This window comes from Acetobacter sp. KSO5, assembly GCF_044094635.1.
GTDB lineage: Bacteria > Pseudomonadota > Alphaproteobacteria > Acetobacterales > Acetobacteraceae > Acetobacter > Acetobacter cerevisiae.
In genome coordinates this window covers 2,257,931-2,275,101 of sequence record NZ_CP172014.1, presented here as the reverse complement: position 1 = coordinate 2,275,101, position 17,171 = coordinate 2,257,931, and the positions used below count along the sequence as shown (strand labels likewise).

At 56.1% G+C, this 17,171-nt stretch carries 10 protein-coding genes; 8 read left to right on the top strand and 2 right to left on the bottom strand.

From position 1 onward, the window contains the following. The first annotated feature begins 23 nt into the window (after window positions 1–23). Window positions 24–2,672: a DNA mismatch repair protein MutS gene (mutS, locus tag ACHQGU_RS10190; protein ID WP_395494956.1), complete on the top strand. Its 2,649-nt coding sequence runs from the start codon at window positions 24–26 to the stop codon at window positions 2,670–2,672. A 47-nt stretch (window positions 2,673–2,719) separates the two neighbouring features. Continuing rightward, window positions 2,720–5,680, top strand: coding sequence for a [protein-PII] uridylyltransferase (locus tag ACHQGU_RS10185; protein WP_395494955.1), 2,961 nt, complete (start codon window positions 2,720–2,722; stop codon window positions 5,678–5,680). A gap of 27 nt (window positions 5,681–5,707) precedes the next feature. Here the strand turns inward: ACHQGU_RS10185 and ACHQGU_RS10180 are convergent, their stop codons facing one another. Beyond that, the gene (locus tag ACHQGU_RS10180) at window positions 5,708–6,592 is read right to left on the bottom strand and encodes an NUDIX domain-containing protein (protein WP_395494954.1); all 885 of its coding nucleotides are present in this window, start codon (window positions 6,590–6,592) and stop codon (window positions 5,708–5,710) included. Window positions 6,593–6,720: 128 nt separating this feature from the next. On the opposite strand from ACHQGU_RS10180, the gene ACHQGU_RS10175 reads away from it, so the two are divergent. From ACHQGU_RS10175 to ACHQGU_RS10150, 6 genes are all read left to right on the top strand, one after another. Further along, window positions 6,721–8,547 (top strand): ABCB family ABC transporter ATP-binding protein/permease, encoded by a 1,827-nt coding sequence (locus tag ACHQGU_RS10175; RefSeq protein ID WP_395494953.1) that lies wholly within the window; start codon window positions 6,721–6,723, stop codon window positions 8,545–8,547. A 92-nt stretch (window positions 8,548–8,639) separates the two neighbouring features. Next, entirely contained in the window at window positions 8,640–8,942 is a 303-nt protein-coding gene (locus tag ACHQGU_RS10170) for a hypothetical protein (RefSeq protein WP_062144656.1), read from the top strand. A 114-nt stretch (window positions 8,943–9,056) separates the two neighbouring features. Next, window positions 9,057–9,362 carry a 50S ribosomal protein L28 gene (rpmB, locus tag ACHQGU_RS10165; protein ID WP_043550631.1) on the top strand — a complete coding sequence of 102 codons (306 nt, stop codon included), beginning with the start codon at window positions 9,057–9,059 and terminating at the stop codon, window positions 9,360–9,362. 215 nt (window positions 9,363–9,577) lie between these two features. Beyond that, a complete protein-coding gene (gene fusA, locus ACHQGU_RS10160) occupies window positions 9,578–11,665 on the top strand; it encodes an elongation factor G (RefSeq protein ID WP_062144650.1) in 2,088 nt (695 codons plus the stop codon). A 226-nt stretch (window positions 11,666–11,891) separates the two neighbouring features. Next, a complete protein-coding gene (locus ACHQGU_RS10155; RefSeq protein WP_395494952.1) occupies window positions 11,892–13,373 on the top strand; it encodes an AMP-binding protein in 1,482 nt (493 codons plus the stop codon). A gap of 19 nt (window positions 13,374–13,392) precedes the next feature. Then, window positions 13,393–14,634 carry an acyl carrier protein gene (locus tag ACHQGU_RS10150; protein ID WP_395494951.1) on the top strand — a complete coding sequence of 414 codons (1,242 nt, stop codon included), beginning with the start codon at window positions 13,393–13,395 and terminating at the stop codon, window positions 14,632–14,634. A gap of 260 nt (window positions 14,635–14,894) precedes the next feature. On the opposite strand, the gene ACHQGU_RS10145 is transcribed toward ACHQGU_RS10150, so the two are convergent. Then, window positions 14,895–17,048, bottom strand: a complete 2,154-nt coding sequence (locus tag ACHQGU_RS10145; RefSeq protein ID WP_395494950.1) for an AsmA family protein — start codon at window positions 17,046–17,048, stop codon at window positions 14,895–14,897. Window positions 17,049–17,171: the final 123 nt, after the last annotated feature.

Below are 17,171 nucleotides of genomic sequence, written 5' to 3'. Positions count from 1 at the left end.
GGTGACGCCCGTATGATAAGGAAATGACGCGTTATTCTCCTGAGGGTGCCACCCCCGCCATGGCGCAATGGTTTGCGCTGAAGGCCGAAAATCCTGAAGCCCTGCTGTTTTTCCGCATGGGCGATTTTTACGAGCTGTTTTTTGACGATGCCACGGCCGCCGCCGCAGCGCTGGATATTGCGCTGACGGCGCGAGGCAGCCACGCGGGTGACCCCATCCCCATGTGTGGCGTGCCGGTGGGGGCAGCCTCGGCTTATCTGGCCCGGCTGATCCGCCGCGGGTTTCGGGTAGCCGTTGCAGAGCAGACGGAAGCACCGCGTAAAGGGAAGGGGGCTGCTAAAGGCCCTCTGGCGCGTGCCGTGGTGCGGGTGGTGACACCGGGAACCCTGACAGAAGATGAACTGCTGGAGCCGGGGCGCTCCAATTTGCTGCTCGCTTTGGCAGAAGAAGCAGCCGGGGGCCGTGGCCGGAAAAGCAAGCAGGCAGAAGCCGCGAGCATGATCGGGGCGGCGTGGATTGATGTTTCCACCGGCCTGTTTGAAACAGCCCGCGTCACACGGGCCGCACTGGCTGCGCTGCTCGGGCGTCTGGACCCTGCGGAAATTCTGGCTCCGGCAGAGATGGCGCTGGGTGAACATGAATCCGCACGTGCGCCGGAGGTGCTGTTTCCGAATATAGAGACGGCGCGGCAGCGTCTGGCCGCCGCGTTTGATGTCGCCAGCGTGGATGCGTTCGGCACCTTTACGGATGAAGAAGCCGTCGCGGCGTCTGTGGCGGTAGATTACGTGCAGCGCAGTCAGGCCGGAAAGCTGCCGCGTCTGGCGCACCCCAGCCCGCAGATGGAAGGCGGTATTCTGGGGATTGACCCCGCCACCCGCGCCAGTCTGGACATTTTGCGCGCGCGGGATGGCGGGACGGAACACACCCTGTTCTCTGCCATGAACCAGACTGTAACCTCCGCCGGGGCGCGTATGGTGGCAGAATGGCTGGCAGCACCACTGACGGACCCCGCACGTATTGCCGCCCGGCAGGATGGCTGGTGCTGGCTGCGCGAATCGCCAAGTTGCAGTGCCGCCCTGCGTGATGCGTTGAAGCGCGCGCCGGATATTGCCCGTGCGCTGGGGCGTCTTTCTCTGGGGCGCGGGCAGCCGCGTGATCTGGCCGCCGTGCGCGATGGCCTGCATGCCGCTCGGGCCGCTGCGGCTGCTTTGGGGGATGACCACACAGCCTTGCCGCCCTATCTGGCGCGTGCGGCTGCCAGCCTTGGCGCTGCTCCGGAACTGGAAGCCGAACTGGTACGAGCTGTGGCGGACGATCTGCCCGCGCGTCTGGATGATGGCGGCGTGATTGCCGCTGGCTATGATGGTGAGCTGGATGGCTATCGCGGTCTGCGCGACAATTCCCGGCGCATCGTGGCCGGATTGCAGACTGAATATGCCAGCCGATTCGGTGTGGCGAGCTTGAAGATCAAACACCACGCCCAGCTTGGTTACGTGATTGAAGTGCCGGTTGCCGCCAGTGCCCGCATCAAGGACCGGGATGACCTGATGTTCCGGCAGGGCACGGCCAGCAATGCCCGGTTCTCGACGGAAGAGCTTTCCTCACTGGACGCCCGGATTGCTGAAGCGGCGGAACGTGCCGCTGCGCGTGAAAAAGCGGTGTTTAACGCACTGGTTGACCGGATTCTGGCGGAAGAAACGCTTCCGGTTCTGGCGCGGGCTCTGGCGGTTCTGGACGTGTTACAGTCCTGCGCTCTGCTGGCCGCTGGCGGGAGCTGGTGCCGCCCTGTGGTGACGGACGATACCGCTTTTGTGCTGGAAGGCTGTCGCCATCCGGTGGTGGAAGCCGCTCTTCCCAAAGGCACGCGCTTTACGCCAAACGGGTGTGACCTTTCTGCTAACCGGCGGGTGATGTTGCTCACCGGGCCGAACATGGCCGGTAAATCCACCTTCCTGCGGCAGACGGCGCTGGCGGTGTTGCTGGCGCAGGGTGGTTTTCCTGTTTCAGCGGATAAAGCGCATATCGGGATTGTGGATCAGCTGTTTTCCCGCGTCGGCGCGTCGGATGATCTCGCACGCGGTCGTTCCACCTTCATGGTGGAAATGACGGAAACGGCTGCCATTCTCAATCAGGCCGGTCCGCGCTCTCTGGTGGTGGTGGATGAAATCGGGCGTGGCACGGCCACGCTGGATGGTCTGGCCATCGCCTGGGCTGTGCTGGAGGCATTGCATTCAACGGTCCGCTGCCGTGCAATTTTTGCAACACATTTCCATGAACTGGCTGGGCTGGTGGATACCCTGCCGCGCCTTTCTCCACACACCATGGCGGTGCGGGAATGGCGGGGCCAGATTGTCTTTTTGCATGAAGTACTGGCCGGTTCCGCCAAGAAAAGCTGGGGTGTGCATGTTGCTAAGCTAGCGGGGGTGCCTCCCTCAGTGGTGGATCGGGCGGGGCGTTTGTTGCGTGAACTGGAGCGTGACCATGCGACGGGTCCCAAGCCTCTGCCGCTGTTCGACACGCAGAAGATATTACCGCAAGAAGACGAAAATACGTTAAGAAAGCGACTGTTAGAGGTAGATCCGGATGCCCTGACACCGCGTGCCGCGCTGGACATTCTGTATGAGCTTCACAAGGAAGCAGTGCGGGAAGACGGATGTCCGGTCCAGAGTTGAAACCGGGTTTTTTATCAGACGACCCTCAGGAGCAGATTCCGACCGCAATGTCGATTTCCCCCGCACATGCTGCCTCCGAGCAGCCCGATGTTTCCGCCCTTGCGTCTCTCACCCCGGAGGGGCTTGCCGCCTGCCTTGCGCGGGAACTGAGGGACGCCACGCCGGCAGACGCCACCATCCCGGAGCGGGACGAGGCTGTGGCCATTTTCCGTCGCCATCTTGGCCGGTATCAGGCGGATATCCGCAGTCGGTTTGAAACGCATGTGCTCAAGGGCGCCAGGGCGGCCAAGCAGATTGCGGCGTTCACGGATGTTATGCTGCGCGGCATTGTCGATCTCGCTTTGCGTGCAACGGGCACTGCAGAAGGTGTCGGGCAGATCGGGGAGGGCGCTCCGGTTGCCGGGCGGCTGGTTGTGGCGGCAACGGGCGGTTACGGGCGCGGTCTGCTGGCCCCGTTCAGCGATATTGATCTGCTGTTTCTGACTGAGGAAGAAAACGTTCAGAGCGCCCACCGTCTGGTGGAGTATGTGCTCTATTTCCTGTGGGATCTGGGCCTGAAAGTGGGTCACGCGACGCGCACGATCAACGAATGTATTGAGGAAGCGGGGAAGGACACGACTGTCCGCACCGCCCTGCTGGATGCCCGCCTGCTGGCCGGGGATGCCGCCCTGTTTGCCATGTTCGAGGCCCGCTACATTGTGGCCTGCGTGGAAGCGGGAGCAGCTGGCTTTATTCAGGACAAGCGGCGGGAACGTCTGGAGCGGCATCGCCGGTTTGGCGACAGCCCCTATCTGGTGGAACCGAACATCAAGGAAGGGCGCGGCGGCCTGCGGGATTTGCAGACGCTTTACTGGATGTGCCGTAACACCTTCGGCACCCGTCACGTCATGGACCTGCTGGCGCCTGAATTTATCTGGATGGGTTTGCTGACAGAGCAGGAAGCCGCGCGTGCCCGCCGCTCATGGGACTTCCTGTGGACGGTGCGTCTGCATCTGCATTATGTCGCAGGGCGCGCGGAAGAACGGCTGACGTTCGATATGCAGCCCGTTATTGGCGCGCGCATGGGCTACACCCGGCATGGCCGCCAGAACGGTGTGGAACGCTTCATGCGCCACTACTTCCTGACGGCGCGTGAGGTCATGCGTCTGACCCATGTGCTGGAACCCGCAGTGCTGCGGCAGGCGCAGGGGCCGGTGGCAACCGCCGCCAAGCCGGACGAAGCCATGCGGGAAGCTGGCTTTACGCTGGTTGACGGGCAGATCCTGCCGGAACGCGGGATTTCGTTCGATCAGGAACCCATCAAAATGATGCAGTTTCTGGACTGGGCGCGGATGCGTCGTCGGCCATTGCATCCGCTGGGGCGGCATCAGCTCATTCGGTGGGAACGCAGGGCCATGGCTCTGCGCGATAACCCGGAAGCCGCCCGTATTTTTCTGGATCTGCTCTGTGGGGAAACAGAACCGCAGGACCTGCCACCGCGTCGGCGACGGGAGAGCCACGTGACTGGCGATGAGGCAGGAGCACCTCTTCTGCGAGATGCAGCCTACGAGCAGCAGACCCCTCCCGGCCACGCGCACTGGCTGCATATTCTGAACGAGACGGGTATTTTCGGGCGGCTGATCCCGGACTGGGCGCGGATTGTTGGCCAGATGCAGTTTGATACCTATCATGTGTTCACGGTCGATGAGCATACGATAGAAGCCATCCGCATCATGGATGAGGTCGCATCTGGCCGCATGGCGGATGAAATTCCGGTAGCCTATGAACTTGTTAAAGGCCTGCATTCCCGCCGGGCGCTCTATATGGCCGTGCTGCTGCACGATATCGCCAAGGGGCGCGGCGGCGATCACTCGGAAATCGGGTCTGAAATTGCCGCCGACCTGTGTCCCAGACTGGGGATGTCAGGCGAGGAAACGGAAACCGTTTCCTGGCTGGTGCTGCATCATCTGCTGCTGAGCCATACGGCCTTCCAGCGCGATATTGATGACCCCAAAACTATTCTGGATGTGGCGGACATCGTTCAGTCTCCCGAACGTCTGCGTCTGCTGCTGTTGCTGACCATTGTGGATATGCGCGCCGTCAGCTCCCGCGTGTGGAACGCGTGGAAGGCTACGCTGCTGCGTGAGCTGTATGTGCGGGTTGCCGAAGTGCTGGCCGGTGGTCTCGCCACGACAGAGCGGGACGTCCGTGTGCGCCATGCCAAGGAAATTACCGCCGAAATTCTGGCCGAAGATGGCGTGGCCCCGCAGGATATCGACCGCTTTCTGGGGCTGGGTTATGCGGGTTACTGGCTTTCCTTCGACCATGAAACCCACAAACGCCATGCCCGCCTGATCAGGGATGCAGACGGGCGGGATGCTCCGCTGACAGTGGAGGTTCTGCCTCTGCCGGCGCGTGGGGTGACGGAAGTCACCGTTTATACGGTCGACGTGCCGGGCCTGTTTTCCAAAATCGCCGGGGCACTGGCGCTGGCCGGGGCTTCCATTGTCGATGCCCGGATTCACACCATGATGCACGGCATGGCGCTGGATACGTTCTGGATTCAGGACACCGCAGGGAGTGCCTATGAAGAAACGCATCGTCTGGCGCGGCTGTGTTCGCTGATTGAGCAGTCGTTGAGCGGCCAGATTGATATCGGGGCGGAAATTGCACAGGCCGGGTTCGGGCATATGCCCATGCGGATGCGGGCCATTCATGTGCCGCCGCGTGTGGTGATTGATAACGGCGCGTCCAATACCTACACGGTCATTGAAATCAACGGGCGTGACCGGCCCGGCCTGCTGCATGACGTGACGGCGGCCATGAGCGAGGAAAACCTTCAGATTGCCTCCGCCCACATCACCACCTATGGGGTGCGGGCGGTGGACGTGTTCTACGTGAAGGATCTCTTCGGCCTGAAAATTACCGACAAGAAGCGTCTGGAAGAAATCCGGGAACGCCTGCTGACCGGCATGAAGGAAGCTGAGGCTGAAGCCAAAGCCCTGCTGGACGCCCGCATTTCAGCCTGAGGCCGGAATGCGGGGCCTGCCATGCCCTCAGGGGGCGGCAGGTGCCAGAGCGGCTTTACGGCCCGGGCTGGCGGGCGAGAGGCCGTGTGTCAGCCCATCCCGCAGCTGGCGGCCTTCGGCTGATTGCGGGTCAATCAGGCCGTTGCGCAGGAACAGGTCGATCAGCACAAGATTGACGTTGAATTTGAACTCGTCCGTATCCCGTACCAGTTTGTAAACTTCGGCCAGCGGCATCAGGTGGAAGGATTCCACTTCACCGTCTGCTGCAACGGGTGAGAAGCTTTCGGGCAGGAAGAGGTCGTAGCAATAGAGAATGTCGCGCCGCAGTCCTTCTGGCCGGTCCAGCGCATAGACAATACGACCGACCTGCTGCGCCTGCGAGGCAAGATATTCCTGAATGCTGGCTTCTTCCGCTGCTTCCTTTAACAGCGCTTCCCACGGCGTATGACCAGCTGGAACGCCACCAGCAACCAGATGGTCCAGCTTGCTCGGATCCAGCCGTTTGTTGGCGGCTCTGCGGCCTGTCCACAGGTAAAGACCGTCTGCCTTCCGCACTAAGCCATTCAGATGCACGCCAGCCGCTACCAGCCCGAACAGGGGCAGGGCGCCACGGTCAATGCGGGCCAGCACGGGCTGGTCCACATCGGCCATTACATCAAACAGTTCATGGTGGGAGCGATAAACGCCTTCCCGTGCCAGCGCTTCTCCCAACGGTTCCAGATCCGCCGGGTTGGGTAAGGCAAAACCCTGCACGCGGGAGCCAAGGCCACGCTGCTCCAGCGCGTCGGTCAGGCCAGGGGCAATCCATCCTGCGGCCTTACCGCCCAGAGAAAACGGAAAGCGCGCACCGGGCACGACGGCGGTGTTGCATTGCCTGAGATGACGAAGGAAGGGCGTATCGTCCGAAGGCATCGGAAAATCCAGTCGTGCTTGAATGAGACCATAAACGCACAAGGCGTATGTGTTTATCCGGCGTATGCAGGGGAGAGGCAAGATGTCTCGGGGTTGCAAAATTGTGGAGGCGTGTCACATGCGACGGTATGTCTCCACGTAATCGTTCTCCGTCGGGGCCGCTGAAACAGCCGGCTTCGGTCACGCTTTCCCGTCTTCTCCCGTATCTCTGGCCGCGTGAAAACAGCGGGCTGAGGTGGCGCGTCGTGCTGGTACTTCTGGTGCTGGTGGGGGGAGAACTCGCAACACTGGCTGTGCCGATGGCCTACAGCCGGGTGGTGGATCGGCTCTCGCACCCCGGCAGTCTGGCTATGGCTCCGGTTGCCCTTATCCTGGGCTACGGGCTGATCAGGCTGATCTCCGCTGCCCTGACCAACCTGAGGGATTCCCTGTTTGCTCCGGTCAGGTTCCGGGTGGCACGGCAGGCGGCGTTCCGCAGCTTTCAGCACATGCACAAGCTCTCTCTGCGGTTCCATCTGGACCGGCGCACAGGGGGCGTCACGCGGGCCATAGAACGCGGCACGGAGGGGGTTGAAACCCTGCTGCGGATGGGCATGTCCATCTCCCCCACCATTCTGCAGGCTCTGCTGGTGGTTGTGGTCATCTGGCGGGTGTTTGACTGGCGCTATGTCAGCTTGATGGTGCTGATGATCGCCGCCTATATCGGCTTTACCGTGATGTTCACCTCGTGGAGGCTGGGCATCCGGCGGCGGATGAATGAGACCAATACCGAGGCAAGCGGCAAGGCGCTGGATAGCCTGCTGAATTACGAGACCGTCAAATATTTCGGTAACGAGGCCCATGAGGCCGAACGCTATGACAATGCCCAGGCCCGTTATGAGCAGGCCGCCCGGAAAACTCAGTATTCTCTTGGGCTGCTCAACTTCGGGCAGGCCGCCATTATCGCGGTGGCGCTCACGCTGATCATGTTGCTCGCAGGGCGGGATGTTGAGGCCGGACGCATCAGCGTTGGTCAGTTTGTCATGATCAACACCTACCTGCTTCAGCTGTATGGGCCGTTGAACTTTTTGGGCTCTGTCTATTCCGCCATCCGGACGGCCATGGTGGATCTGGAGCAGATGTTCGGCCTGATTGAAGAGAATGTGGAAGTGGCGGACCCGGAAAATCCGCTACCGATTGCCACCCGCCTTGCGGACTCCGCTCCGGCTCAGGTTGAGTTCCGGGATGTCCGGTTTGGGTACGGGCCTGAGCGTGAAATTCTGCACGGGGTCAGCTTTGTGGCGGCGCCCGGCAAGAAGGTCGCTATTGTCGGGTCCACCGGGGCCGGGAAGTCCACCATCAGCCGGCTGCTGTTCCGGTTTTATGATGTCTGGTCCGGTGCAGTGCTGGTGGATGGGTATAACGTGCGGGACTACCGGCAGGAGGACCTGCGGGCCGCTATTGGCGTGGTCCCGCAGGATACCGTGCTGTTTAACGAGACGATTGGCTACAACATCGCCTACGGGCGTCTGGGTGCCTCTCTGGCCGATGTGGAGCAGGCGGCGCGGCTGGCGCAGATTCATGATTTCATCATGTCTCTGCCAGACGGATACCAGACGCAGGTGGGGGAACGTGGCCTGAAGTTGTCGGGCGGCGAAAAGCAGCGCGTTGCGATTGCCCGAACACTTTTAAAAGACCCTCGCGTTCTTGTGCTTGACGAGGCTACGAGCGCGTTGGACACACATACGGAACAAGAGATTCAGGCGGCTTTGAAAGCCGTCTCTGCCTCCCGCACGACGCTGGTGATTGCGCACCGCCTGTCCACGATTGTGGATGCGGACGAAATTCTGGTGATGGGTCAGGGGCGTGTGCTGGAACGCGGCACGCATGAGGCTCTGCTGGCGTCTGGCAGCCAGTATGCCGCTATGTGGGCAGCCCAGGGGGCGGAAGGAATTGCAGAACGGATTGCCGGGTAGGGGAGCAACCCGCCCGTCAGGCTGGTCTGGCGAATCGGAGACGGCATCGGCTTTCCAGCCGGCGCCTGAGAAATTGAAGGAAGATGAAACGCATGACGGATAAAGCTGGAAATACACCCGCAGAAACAACATCTGAAGATATGCCGGGCGTGCCGGAAGATCTGGCCCGCTGCGCCATGGTGATTGAAAGCGCTATGGAGCATCTGCTCAAGGAGAATCACCCGCCGCTGGCTATTGCCTCAGCGCTGCTGGGCGGTTCTCTGGGTCTGCTGGCCCGCAGCATGGATAAGGAGACCATCCTGCATATTCTCGACTCCGCAGCGAACAGCGTGCGTACGGGCGAGATTCATGCTGCAACGCAGGCACAGACCGACCCGGAAAGTGAGAAAGCCTGAGGTCAACCCTTGACGGAAGGCGCTTGCTCAGCCATAAGCCGCGCCAATCCTGAATGTGGTCGCCGGGCAAATTGTCTCGGCCCTCTGTTTGATACCTAAGACAAGGATGAGACAATGTCCCGTCGCTGCCAGATTACCGGCAAAGGCGTTCTGACCGGAAACAACGTCAGTCACGCCAACAACAAAAGCCGTCGCCGTTTCCTGCCCAACCTGCAGGAAGCATCCCTGATGTCCGACATCCTGGGCGCTCCCGTGCACATGCGCGTCAGCACCCGTGGCCTGCGCACCATTGAACACAATGGTGGCCTCGATGCCTTCCTGATCAGCACGCCTAACCGCAAGCTGCCGGAAGAAGCTCAGGTCGTGAAGCGTCGCGTTCTGCGCGCTCAGGCTAAAAAACAGGCTGCCGCTGGCGCCTGATTCAGGGGTTTCCTAACTGCGGTGGATCCGGGCCTGTCATTAACTGACGGTCCGGATTTGCTGTGCAGGTGTCTGGCAGGGTGTCAGGCACTTTCGTCTATCGGCCGGTTTCCGGCAGCCGGGCTTCCTGAATTCAAGTAGGATCAGCACGGTGTTCGGTAGCCACAGGCGCGAAGGGTTTCCTGTCGCGCCTGACCTGTTTTCTGGAGGTTTTCGTGTCCGCCAAATCCGAACTTTCGAAGATCCGTAATATCGGGATCACCGCGCATATTGACGCGGGCAAGACAACCACGACCGAGCGTATCCTGTATTATACCGGCGTCTCTCACAAAATTGGTGAAGTGCACGACGGTAACACCACGACCGACTACATGGCGCAGGAACGTGAGCGTGGTATTACCATTACCTCCGCTGCTGTGACCTGCGTGTGGAACGACCACCGCATCAACATCATCGACACCCCCGGACACATCGACTTCAACATCGAAGTGAACCGCTCCCTGCGCGTGCTCGATGGTGCCGTGTTCATCATCGAAGGTGTGGCCGGTGTTCAGCCGCAGTCCGAAACCAACTGGCGTCTGGCTGACCGCTACAAGGTTCCGCGCATCATCTTCATCAACAAGCTCGACCGTACCGGCGCGAACTTCTACCGTGCATTCGACACGCTGAAGGAAAAGCTGGACATCGTTGCGATCCCGCTGCAGCTCCCGATTGGTGCTGAAGACCAGTTTGTTGGCGTTGTCGATCTGATCGAGATGAAAGCCATCATCTGGGAAGGTGGTGAGCTGGGTGCAAAGTTCCACGATGAGGAAATTCCGGCCGACCTGAAGGAAAAGGCTGCTGAAGCCCGCCAGAACCTGCTCGATACAGCTCTGGCTGTTGATGACGCAGCAATGGAAGAATACTTCGAAAAGGGCGAAGTCTCCATCGAGACGCTGAAGCGCTGCATCAAGAAGGGCACCATCTCTGGTGAGTTCCGCCCGGTTCTGTGTGGCACGGCCTTCAAAAACAAAGGCGTTCAGCCGCTGCTCGACGCAGTAATCGACTTCCTGCCGGCTCCTGACGACGTTGAAGGCATCCGTTGCGCTCCGCCGGAAGGTGAAGAAGAAGACGAAGCCGCTCAGCCCATCATTCCGGTTGACCCCGATGGTAAGTTCGCTGGTCTGGCCTTTAAGATCATCAACGACAAATACGGCACGCTGACCTTCGTGCGCGTCTATCGTGGCGTGCTGAAGACCGGTGATACCGTTCTGAACACCACGAAGGGCCACAAGGAACGTATCGGCCGTATCTACCAGATGCATGCTGACAAGCGTGAAGAACTGACGGAAGTTCATGCTGGTGATATTGCTGCGTTCGTGGGTCTGAAAGACTCTCAGACGGGTGATACGCTGGCTGATCCGGCCGATCCGGTTGTTCTGGAGCGTATGAGCTTCCCGATCCCGGTTATCGACATCTCCGTCGAGCCTAAAACCAAAGACGGCGTGGAAAAGATGACGCTGGCGCTGCAGAAGCTGGCCAGTGAAGATCCTTCCCTGCAGCTGAAGACGGATCAGGAAACGGGTCAGACCATTCTGTCCGGCATGGGCGAACTGCACCTCGACATCATCATCGACCGTCTGCGTCGTGAATATGGTGTGGATGCAAATGTCGGTGCACCGCAGGTGGCCTATCGTGAAACCATCTCCAAGCCGCACACCGAAACCTACACGCATAAAAAGCAGTCTGGTGGTTCCGGTCAGTTCGCAGAAGTGAAAATTGCTTTCGAGCCGCTTGAGCGGAACGAAGACATTCACTTCGAGAACAAGGTCGTTGGCGGCACCGTGCCGAAGGAATACATTCCTGCGGTCGAAAAAGGCATCCGTATGCAGGCCTCTACCGGCGTGCTGGCAGGCTTCCCGACCGTCGACTTCAAGTTCACGCTGCTTGACGGTAAGTACCATGACGTTGACTCGTCCGCTCTGGCGTTCGAAATCGCGGCTAAGGCTTGCTTCCGTGAAGGTATGAAACAGGCTGGTCCGGTTATTCTGGAACCGATCATGGACGTGGAAGTGACCACCCCGAACGATCACGTTGGTGACGTTGTGGGTGATATCAACCGTCGTCGTGGTATGATCCAGAGCCAGGAAACCTCTGGTTCCACGGTTATGGTTCGCTCTCATGTGCCGCTGAAAGAAATGTTCGGTTACATTTCTCACCTGCGCTCCATGACGAAGGGCCGTGCGTCCTTCACCATGCAGTTCCATCACTACGACCCCGTGCCGCGCAACGTGGCAGAAGAGATCATGGCTCAGTCCAAATAAGCCATCCTCTCCGGGATTATCTGCGGATACAGAAAAGCCGCCTCATCACGAGGCGGCTTTTTTTGTATCCACAATTATTGACATGACCTGTATCGACCTATCCTGGAAATTGCACGTGGAGGATAGCTGTCTCTGAATACTTAATGTTCGAAAAATTACACATATGTAGTGGATAGAGAGTTGTGCTTGCGCAATTCCAAACCAAATAAAGCTCAGGCAATAAACGATGGTAAAAAATAATACAGTAAGAAAATTTCTTGAAGCATGCGAAAAACACTCCGAAAACACAGCAATTTTCCGCAAAGAGAACTGCATAACCTATTCGCAGTTGCTTCAAAAAACCAAAGTCTTTGCGGCTATTTTTACAAAAAAGAATTTTAGAAAAATACTGATTGCTGTCCCCGTAGGCGAATATGCGTATGCCGCCATGCTTGCCTCTCTTGCGAGTGATGCGACTTATGCTCCTTTAAATCTTCTCTCGTCTTTAGAAAAAAAGCAGCGCATCGTTGAGATATTTCAACCTGATGTGATTATAGGGAATCAGCAAGAAATAGATGCTTTGTGTGGGGGCAATGCAAAGTGTGCGACACTTTCTATAGAAAGTATGAAAACTTCCGCTGAACTCTATAAAAATACAGGTATCCAGATTTGCCCTTCCCATCGGCCAGCCTATGTTATTTTCACTTCCGGTTCGACGGGGGTGCCGAAAGGTGTTGTCGTGGGACGCCAAGCGCTCGACCATTATGTGGAGTGGATGTCTGATCGCTTATTCATCACACCTCAGGATCGGGTAAGCCAATATGCAAATATTGCTTTTGATTTGAGTGTTATGGAAATTTATGGGGCCCTTTGTGCTGGTGCTTCTTTGTGTCCCATAGAATCCTTTTTTGATCGTATGCGGCCTGCTCGAATGATTGCAGGCAAAGAAATAAGCGTTTGGATTTCTGTTCCGAGTGTGATTAATTTAATGCAGCAATCTCAAGAACTTACAGTCCAGAATTTAAAAACAGTAAAGCAATTTGTTTTTTGTGGAGAAGCTTTGCTTGTGAGCCAGGCTCGCGCTTTACAACAAATTCTTCCGGATTCTAAAATTCTTAATACATATGGACCAACAGAAACAACGGTTTCTGTAACGGAAATTGAGGTGACAGAAAAACTATTGCAGGAAACGCATTTCCCTTCAGTAACATTAGGAAATCCAATTCAGGATATGAATTTGTCACTTGTGGGAATAAACTCGGACGATGGAGAGATTGTTATTACAGGACCACAGTTAGCTGACGGGTATTTGAATAATCCAGAAGCAACTCAAGCCGCGTTTCGAGCAGTACAAACCGATCACGGTCCAGTTCTGGGATACTTTACGGGAGACCGGGGGATCAGAATTGATGGTAAAATATATTTTGCTGAACGTCTTGATTTTCAAATTAAGCACAAAGGTTATCGCATAGAAACAGAAGAAATTTATAGTGCTCTTAGTAATATTGGCTACAACAACTCTTGTGTTTTACATATGAAGCAAAAAATCGTAGTTGTCCTTGAAACACCTCAGATTCCAGACAGTAGCCTTATTAGGAAAGAACTTTCCAATGCTCTCGAACACTATGCTATTCCAGATGTCATATTAAATATTCCAGCGTTTCCAAGAAATGATAATGGGAAAATAGATAGAAAAAAAATAAAAGAAATAATCAAAGAAAAATTTTGAAAAAATAAGGAGAATGGAAATGGATAGAAATTCTATGTTTTTATTTATTAAGGCAGTGATGGAAGAAACTTTAGGTCATCCCATTTCTGAGTGGAATCCTGATCTGAAATTTACGGATATAGTTGGCTGGGGTAACAATATGACTGTTACTACAGTTGTTGCTTTACAGAAAAAGTTGCCGCACAAACTCCCTGATACTCTCCTCGATGGTGTTGTAACCATTAATGACCTGGTCACGAAAGCTACTCTTGCATCAACAACGTCTTCTGTTGAGCCGCCACAACAACTCTCAGAGCGCCTTAGGGTTTTAAGCAATTTTGAGAGCCTTGGAGAAGATTGTGAGTTTGGGCTTGTGCAGCAGCGGGCCGGCATTCTGCATCCCCATCTTTTGCGCTTTTCAGCTGCGTCTGAAAACAGCGCAGAACGTTTGCCTCATTTAATTATGTTGCTCAAATATCGTCTTCATCAACTGGAGCATACAGATTTTCTGGAAATGTTCCTTCCGGAAGAGGAATGGAATAATGTCGATCCGGAATGGAGAATACGTCATAAAATATATAAATGGTCTACGCATACGGGCCTTCTTGTAAAAAATTTCCCGAAAGAGACCATCAATCAAAAAATATCTGATTTTTCAGTTGTTATTGAATTTATGAAAAGTCAGTTTCTCAGAGAATTGGAATTGGGGCGTAAAGTCTGGATATGGAAAAGTAGCGTTCCATCTTCTCTTTCCAATATAAAGAAGCTTCGTGATATTTTGAAAGAGTATGGTCCTAACAAACTTTTGTGGGTTCAAACCGCCGATAACGAACATCCACCGGGGACGGTTGATCAGATTGAGGCCGATTTATGGTGTGGCTATATCAAAAAGCCCAGTGAGCACTGGAAAGGGCATTGGAGCGAAGATGCGGATTGGTTTGAGCTTCTGAAAAATGCTCTTCAGATTTATCCGGAACTTGATGGATATTCAGAAGGAAATCAGAGTATTGAATCTGCTCCTCAAAAATGTAGTTCAGAGCAGGAAGGTGCTGTTCATGTTTTGTCGAATATAGCATCTCTTCAGCTCAATATTCCTAATCTTTCCTTGGAAAATATCCAGTTTCCGTCAGAAATCTCCGGTTGGGATTCCTTGAAGCACGTTAATATTATCATGGCTGTTGAGGAGTATTTCAAAACATCGCTGTCAGCGGATGATTTTGATAAAACACAAACAGTTCCAAGCTTTATCAGTGTCATTAATAGGTTGATGCAGACCTCTTAAGGCTTTTGCCCTGCTGAGGGGAGGCATGAAAGTTTTAAAAGACATGCATTGCGTGGTTTTTTGAAATTCTTGCCACTCCTTTTTTCACGGTAATTTCTCCGCCTAATATCTAAGCTGGGGAGCTACATGTGCATGTAGCTCCCACGGAGTGCAGAAAAATGCGGTGTTGTCGGTGTACTAGGCAGCAAGAGAGTTCATTTTGGAACACATTTTATCTATTACCGAGTCGTAAAGCCTTAATTGCTACGTGAAGGCAGCAATTAAGGTTTTCTATGGAGTTTAGCATTCCACGCAGCTCGGACTTCAGCCGGTGTCATACGGCCTTCATGCTGTTTGGCAGCCGGTGCTTTGCCGGACGTTTTTTTGTGGTTGCCGTTGGCGTGATGCGGGTTGGCCGGAGCAACGCTGCCTTTGGTGCCGACGGCGTGGGAAAGGGAGCCCGGCGCAATGCCCGCAGCCGGGTTGTCATTCACGGCCTGCACGGCGCGGGAGCATCGGGAATCATCCCCAACACCCAGCTGAATGGTGGGCAGAAGCGCTAGCGGTGGGAAGACAAAACCAAGTCCGGCAGCAGCAGCGGCACGCCCGAGAATTTCAGCACCCGGCAGCACCGTAGGAGATTTGATCGCCCCGGTAATGTTGAAGGCCCCCGGCAGAGACGCAATGGTCGGGTTCTGGGAACGAGTGGTCAGAGAGTAATCCAGCGTATTGGTCTTGAAATTGATTGTGCCGCGCCCCAGCGTACGGGCCTCGCCGGTTTCCAGCAGGAGCGTATTGGTGGAAACAATGCCGTTTCTCAGGGGCATATCGGCAATAAAGCACTTGATGTCGGTATGGGCGGGCAGCCCAAGGGCCGTCAGGATGGCGTTGCCCAGCTGCAGGCCCAGAATATCCGGAAGGATGGCGGTAATATCGCCACCCTGATCCAGTACCAGCGTAAGGCCACCATTCCCTGCAGCCATCAGGCTGGCAATGGAATTCCCTTTGGCTTTCAGCGTCATATGGCCGCCAATAATGCCGCGGGCTTTGGAATTGGTCGTCGCCTGCATGACGCGGGCCAGATCAATCCGGGCAAAATCAATCCGGGCGGTTGTATCAAACAGGGAGCCATCCGGCTTGAGCGTTGCAGAACTGGCCAGCGTGCCGTGGCCAACGGCAAAGTTTAGGCGTTTGAGATCAATTTCACCATTGGTGATGAAGAACTCGGTGTCGATATTATCAAGCGGTAGCTGCTTATTTTCGATATGGGTCCCATGATACGTGACGTGGGTGTTGATGGCGTTCAGACGCGGAATATTGATGGGCGTATCCGGCAGGACAGTCTTGCTTTTGGCATCCTGCTTTTTCTCAGCCGCTGTCTCGGTTGGCTTGGCACCAATAAAGCCCCCCAGATCCACCAGATTAACCTGACGGGAATGGAGGTCGGCCTGGACGTTCATGGGCTTCTGATGCGGGTCCAGTTCAATGGTGCCACCAATGTCGCTGGTGCCCATTTTGCCCTCAAACTCTTTGAAGAGGATGTGGCTCTGGCTGTAATCCAGATTGCCGGTAATGGTGTAGGCCGGGGTGCGCGGAATGGGCACGCCGGTCAGCGGGTAGAGCAGGGACATATCCGGCCCGGCAAAATGCAGCTTCAGATGCGCCCCTGCAAAACTCATCGGGTGGACCACATCGCCTTTCAGGGTGGCAGTGGTGGGGCCGTTCTGCACGGTGAGGTCAACAGGGTAAGGCTCTTTGTCGGCAACAAAGGACAGCAGGGCTCCGCCAATAAAGCGGGCAGTAATAGGCTGCTGCGCGTAACGCCCCTTGGCTTGCAGATGCAGGGTGCCGCGATCATTCCCCTGAGGTGGCGTGGTCTGCACAGCGACCTGCATATCGGCCTGCAGCGGGTCATACTTTACATGCAGGTTGCCATCGGTAATCCGCAGTTCCCCAATATCCGGCAGGCTGGTTGAGGAGGAAGCATCCTGCTTTGTGGGTGTCTTCGCCGGCTTACCATCCTCGGTAAAAGTGTAATTGTTCAGGCTGTTTTTCAGCGCGATAATGTCTGCCGTGGGCTGCTCTAGTGCAATAAGCGGCAGATGCAGCGTACGGTGCCAGAGGTAGGACCAGACATCGACCGAAACCGTCACGCTTTTGGCTTGCGCAAACTGCTCTTTTTCTTTTTCGAAGGTTTTTGGCTGTTCAATCCGCAGGTCATCCACCTTGATTGTGGTGACACGGCCAAGATGAACATGTAGATGCGCAATCGTGGTTTTGCGGTGCAACAGGGCTGTGGCTTTGGAATTGACCAGAGGCACAAACCAGTCCCACGACCAGAAGAGAATCAGAAGCAGGAGTGCGAGCGCGATGCCCCCGAGAATTTTCAGGACGGGATGCCTGGCTCGTTGTGTGTCCGGGGTCGTGGTGGTCATGAGGACACACTCCGTTGTTCTGGGTTCAGTAAAAATCTGGGCATAAAACGCTTCGCAGCCTGTGTCAGTCCTGCAAGCCTGAACGTCAGCCCGAAGAGTTTGGTTCCGGGCTAAGCATTCATG

Bases quoted from the DNA above. Each gene is read 5' to 3' on its own strand.
- mutS (WP_395494956.1), top strand. From the start codon at position 24: ATGACGCGTTATTCTCCTGAGGGTGCCACCCCCGCCATGGCGCAATGG.
- ACHQGU_RS10185 (WP_395494955.1), top strand. From the start codon at position 2,720: ATGTCGATTTCCCCCGCACATGCTGCCTCCGAGCAGCCCGATGTTTCC.
- ACHQGU_RS10180 (WP_395494954.1), bottom strand. From the start codon at position 6,592: ATGCCTTCGGACGATACGCCCTTCCTTCGTCATCTCAGGCAATGCAAC.
- ACHQGU_RS10175 (WP_395494953.1), top strand. From the start codon at position 6,721: ATGTCTCCACGTAATCGTTCTCCGTCGGGGCCGCTGAAACAGCCGGCT.
- ACHQGU_RS10170 (WP_062144656.1), top strand. From the start codon at position 8,640: ATGACGGATAAAGCTGGAAATACACCCGCAGAAACAACATCTGAAGAT.
- rpmB (WP_043550631.1), top strand. From the start codon at position 9,057: ATGTCCCGTCGCTGCCAGATTACCGGCAAAGGCGTTCTGACCGGAAAC.
- ACHQGU_RS10155 (WP_395494952.1), top strand. From the start codon at position 11,892: ATGGTAAAAAATAATACAGTAAGAAAATTTCTTGAAGCATGCGAAAAA.
- ACHQGU_RS10150 (WP_395494951.1), top strand. From the start codon at position 13,393: ATGGATAGAAATTCTATGTTTTTATTTATTAAGGCAGTGATGGAAGAA.
- ACHQGU_RS10145 (WP_395494950.1), bottom strand. From the start codon at position 17,048: ATGACCACCACGACCCCGGACACACAACGAGCCAGGCATCCCGTCCTG.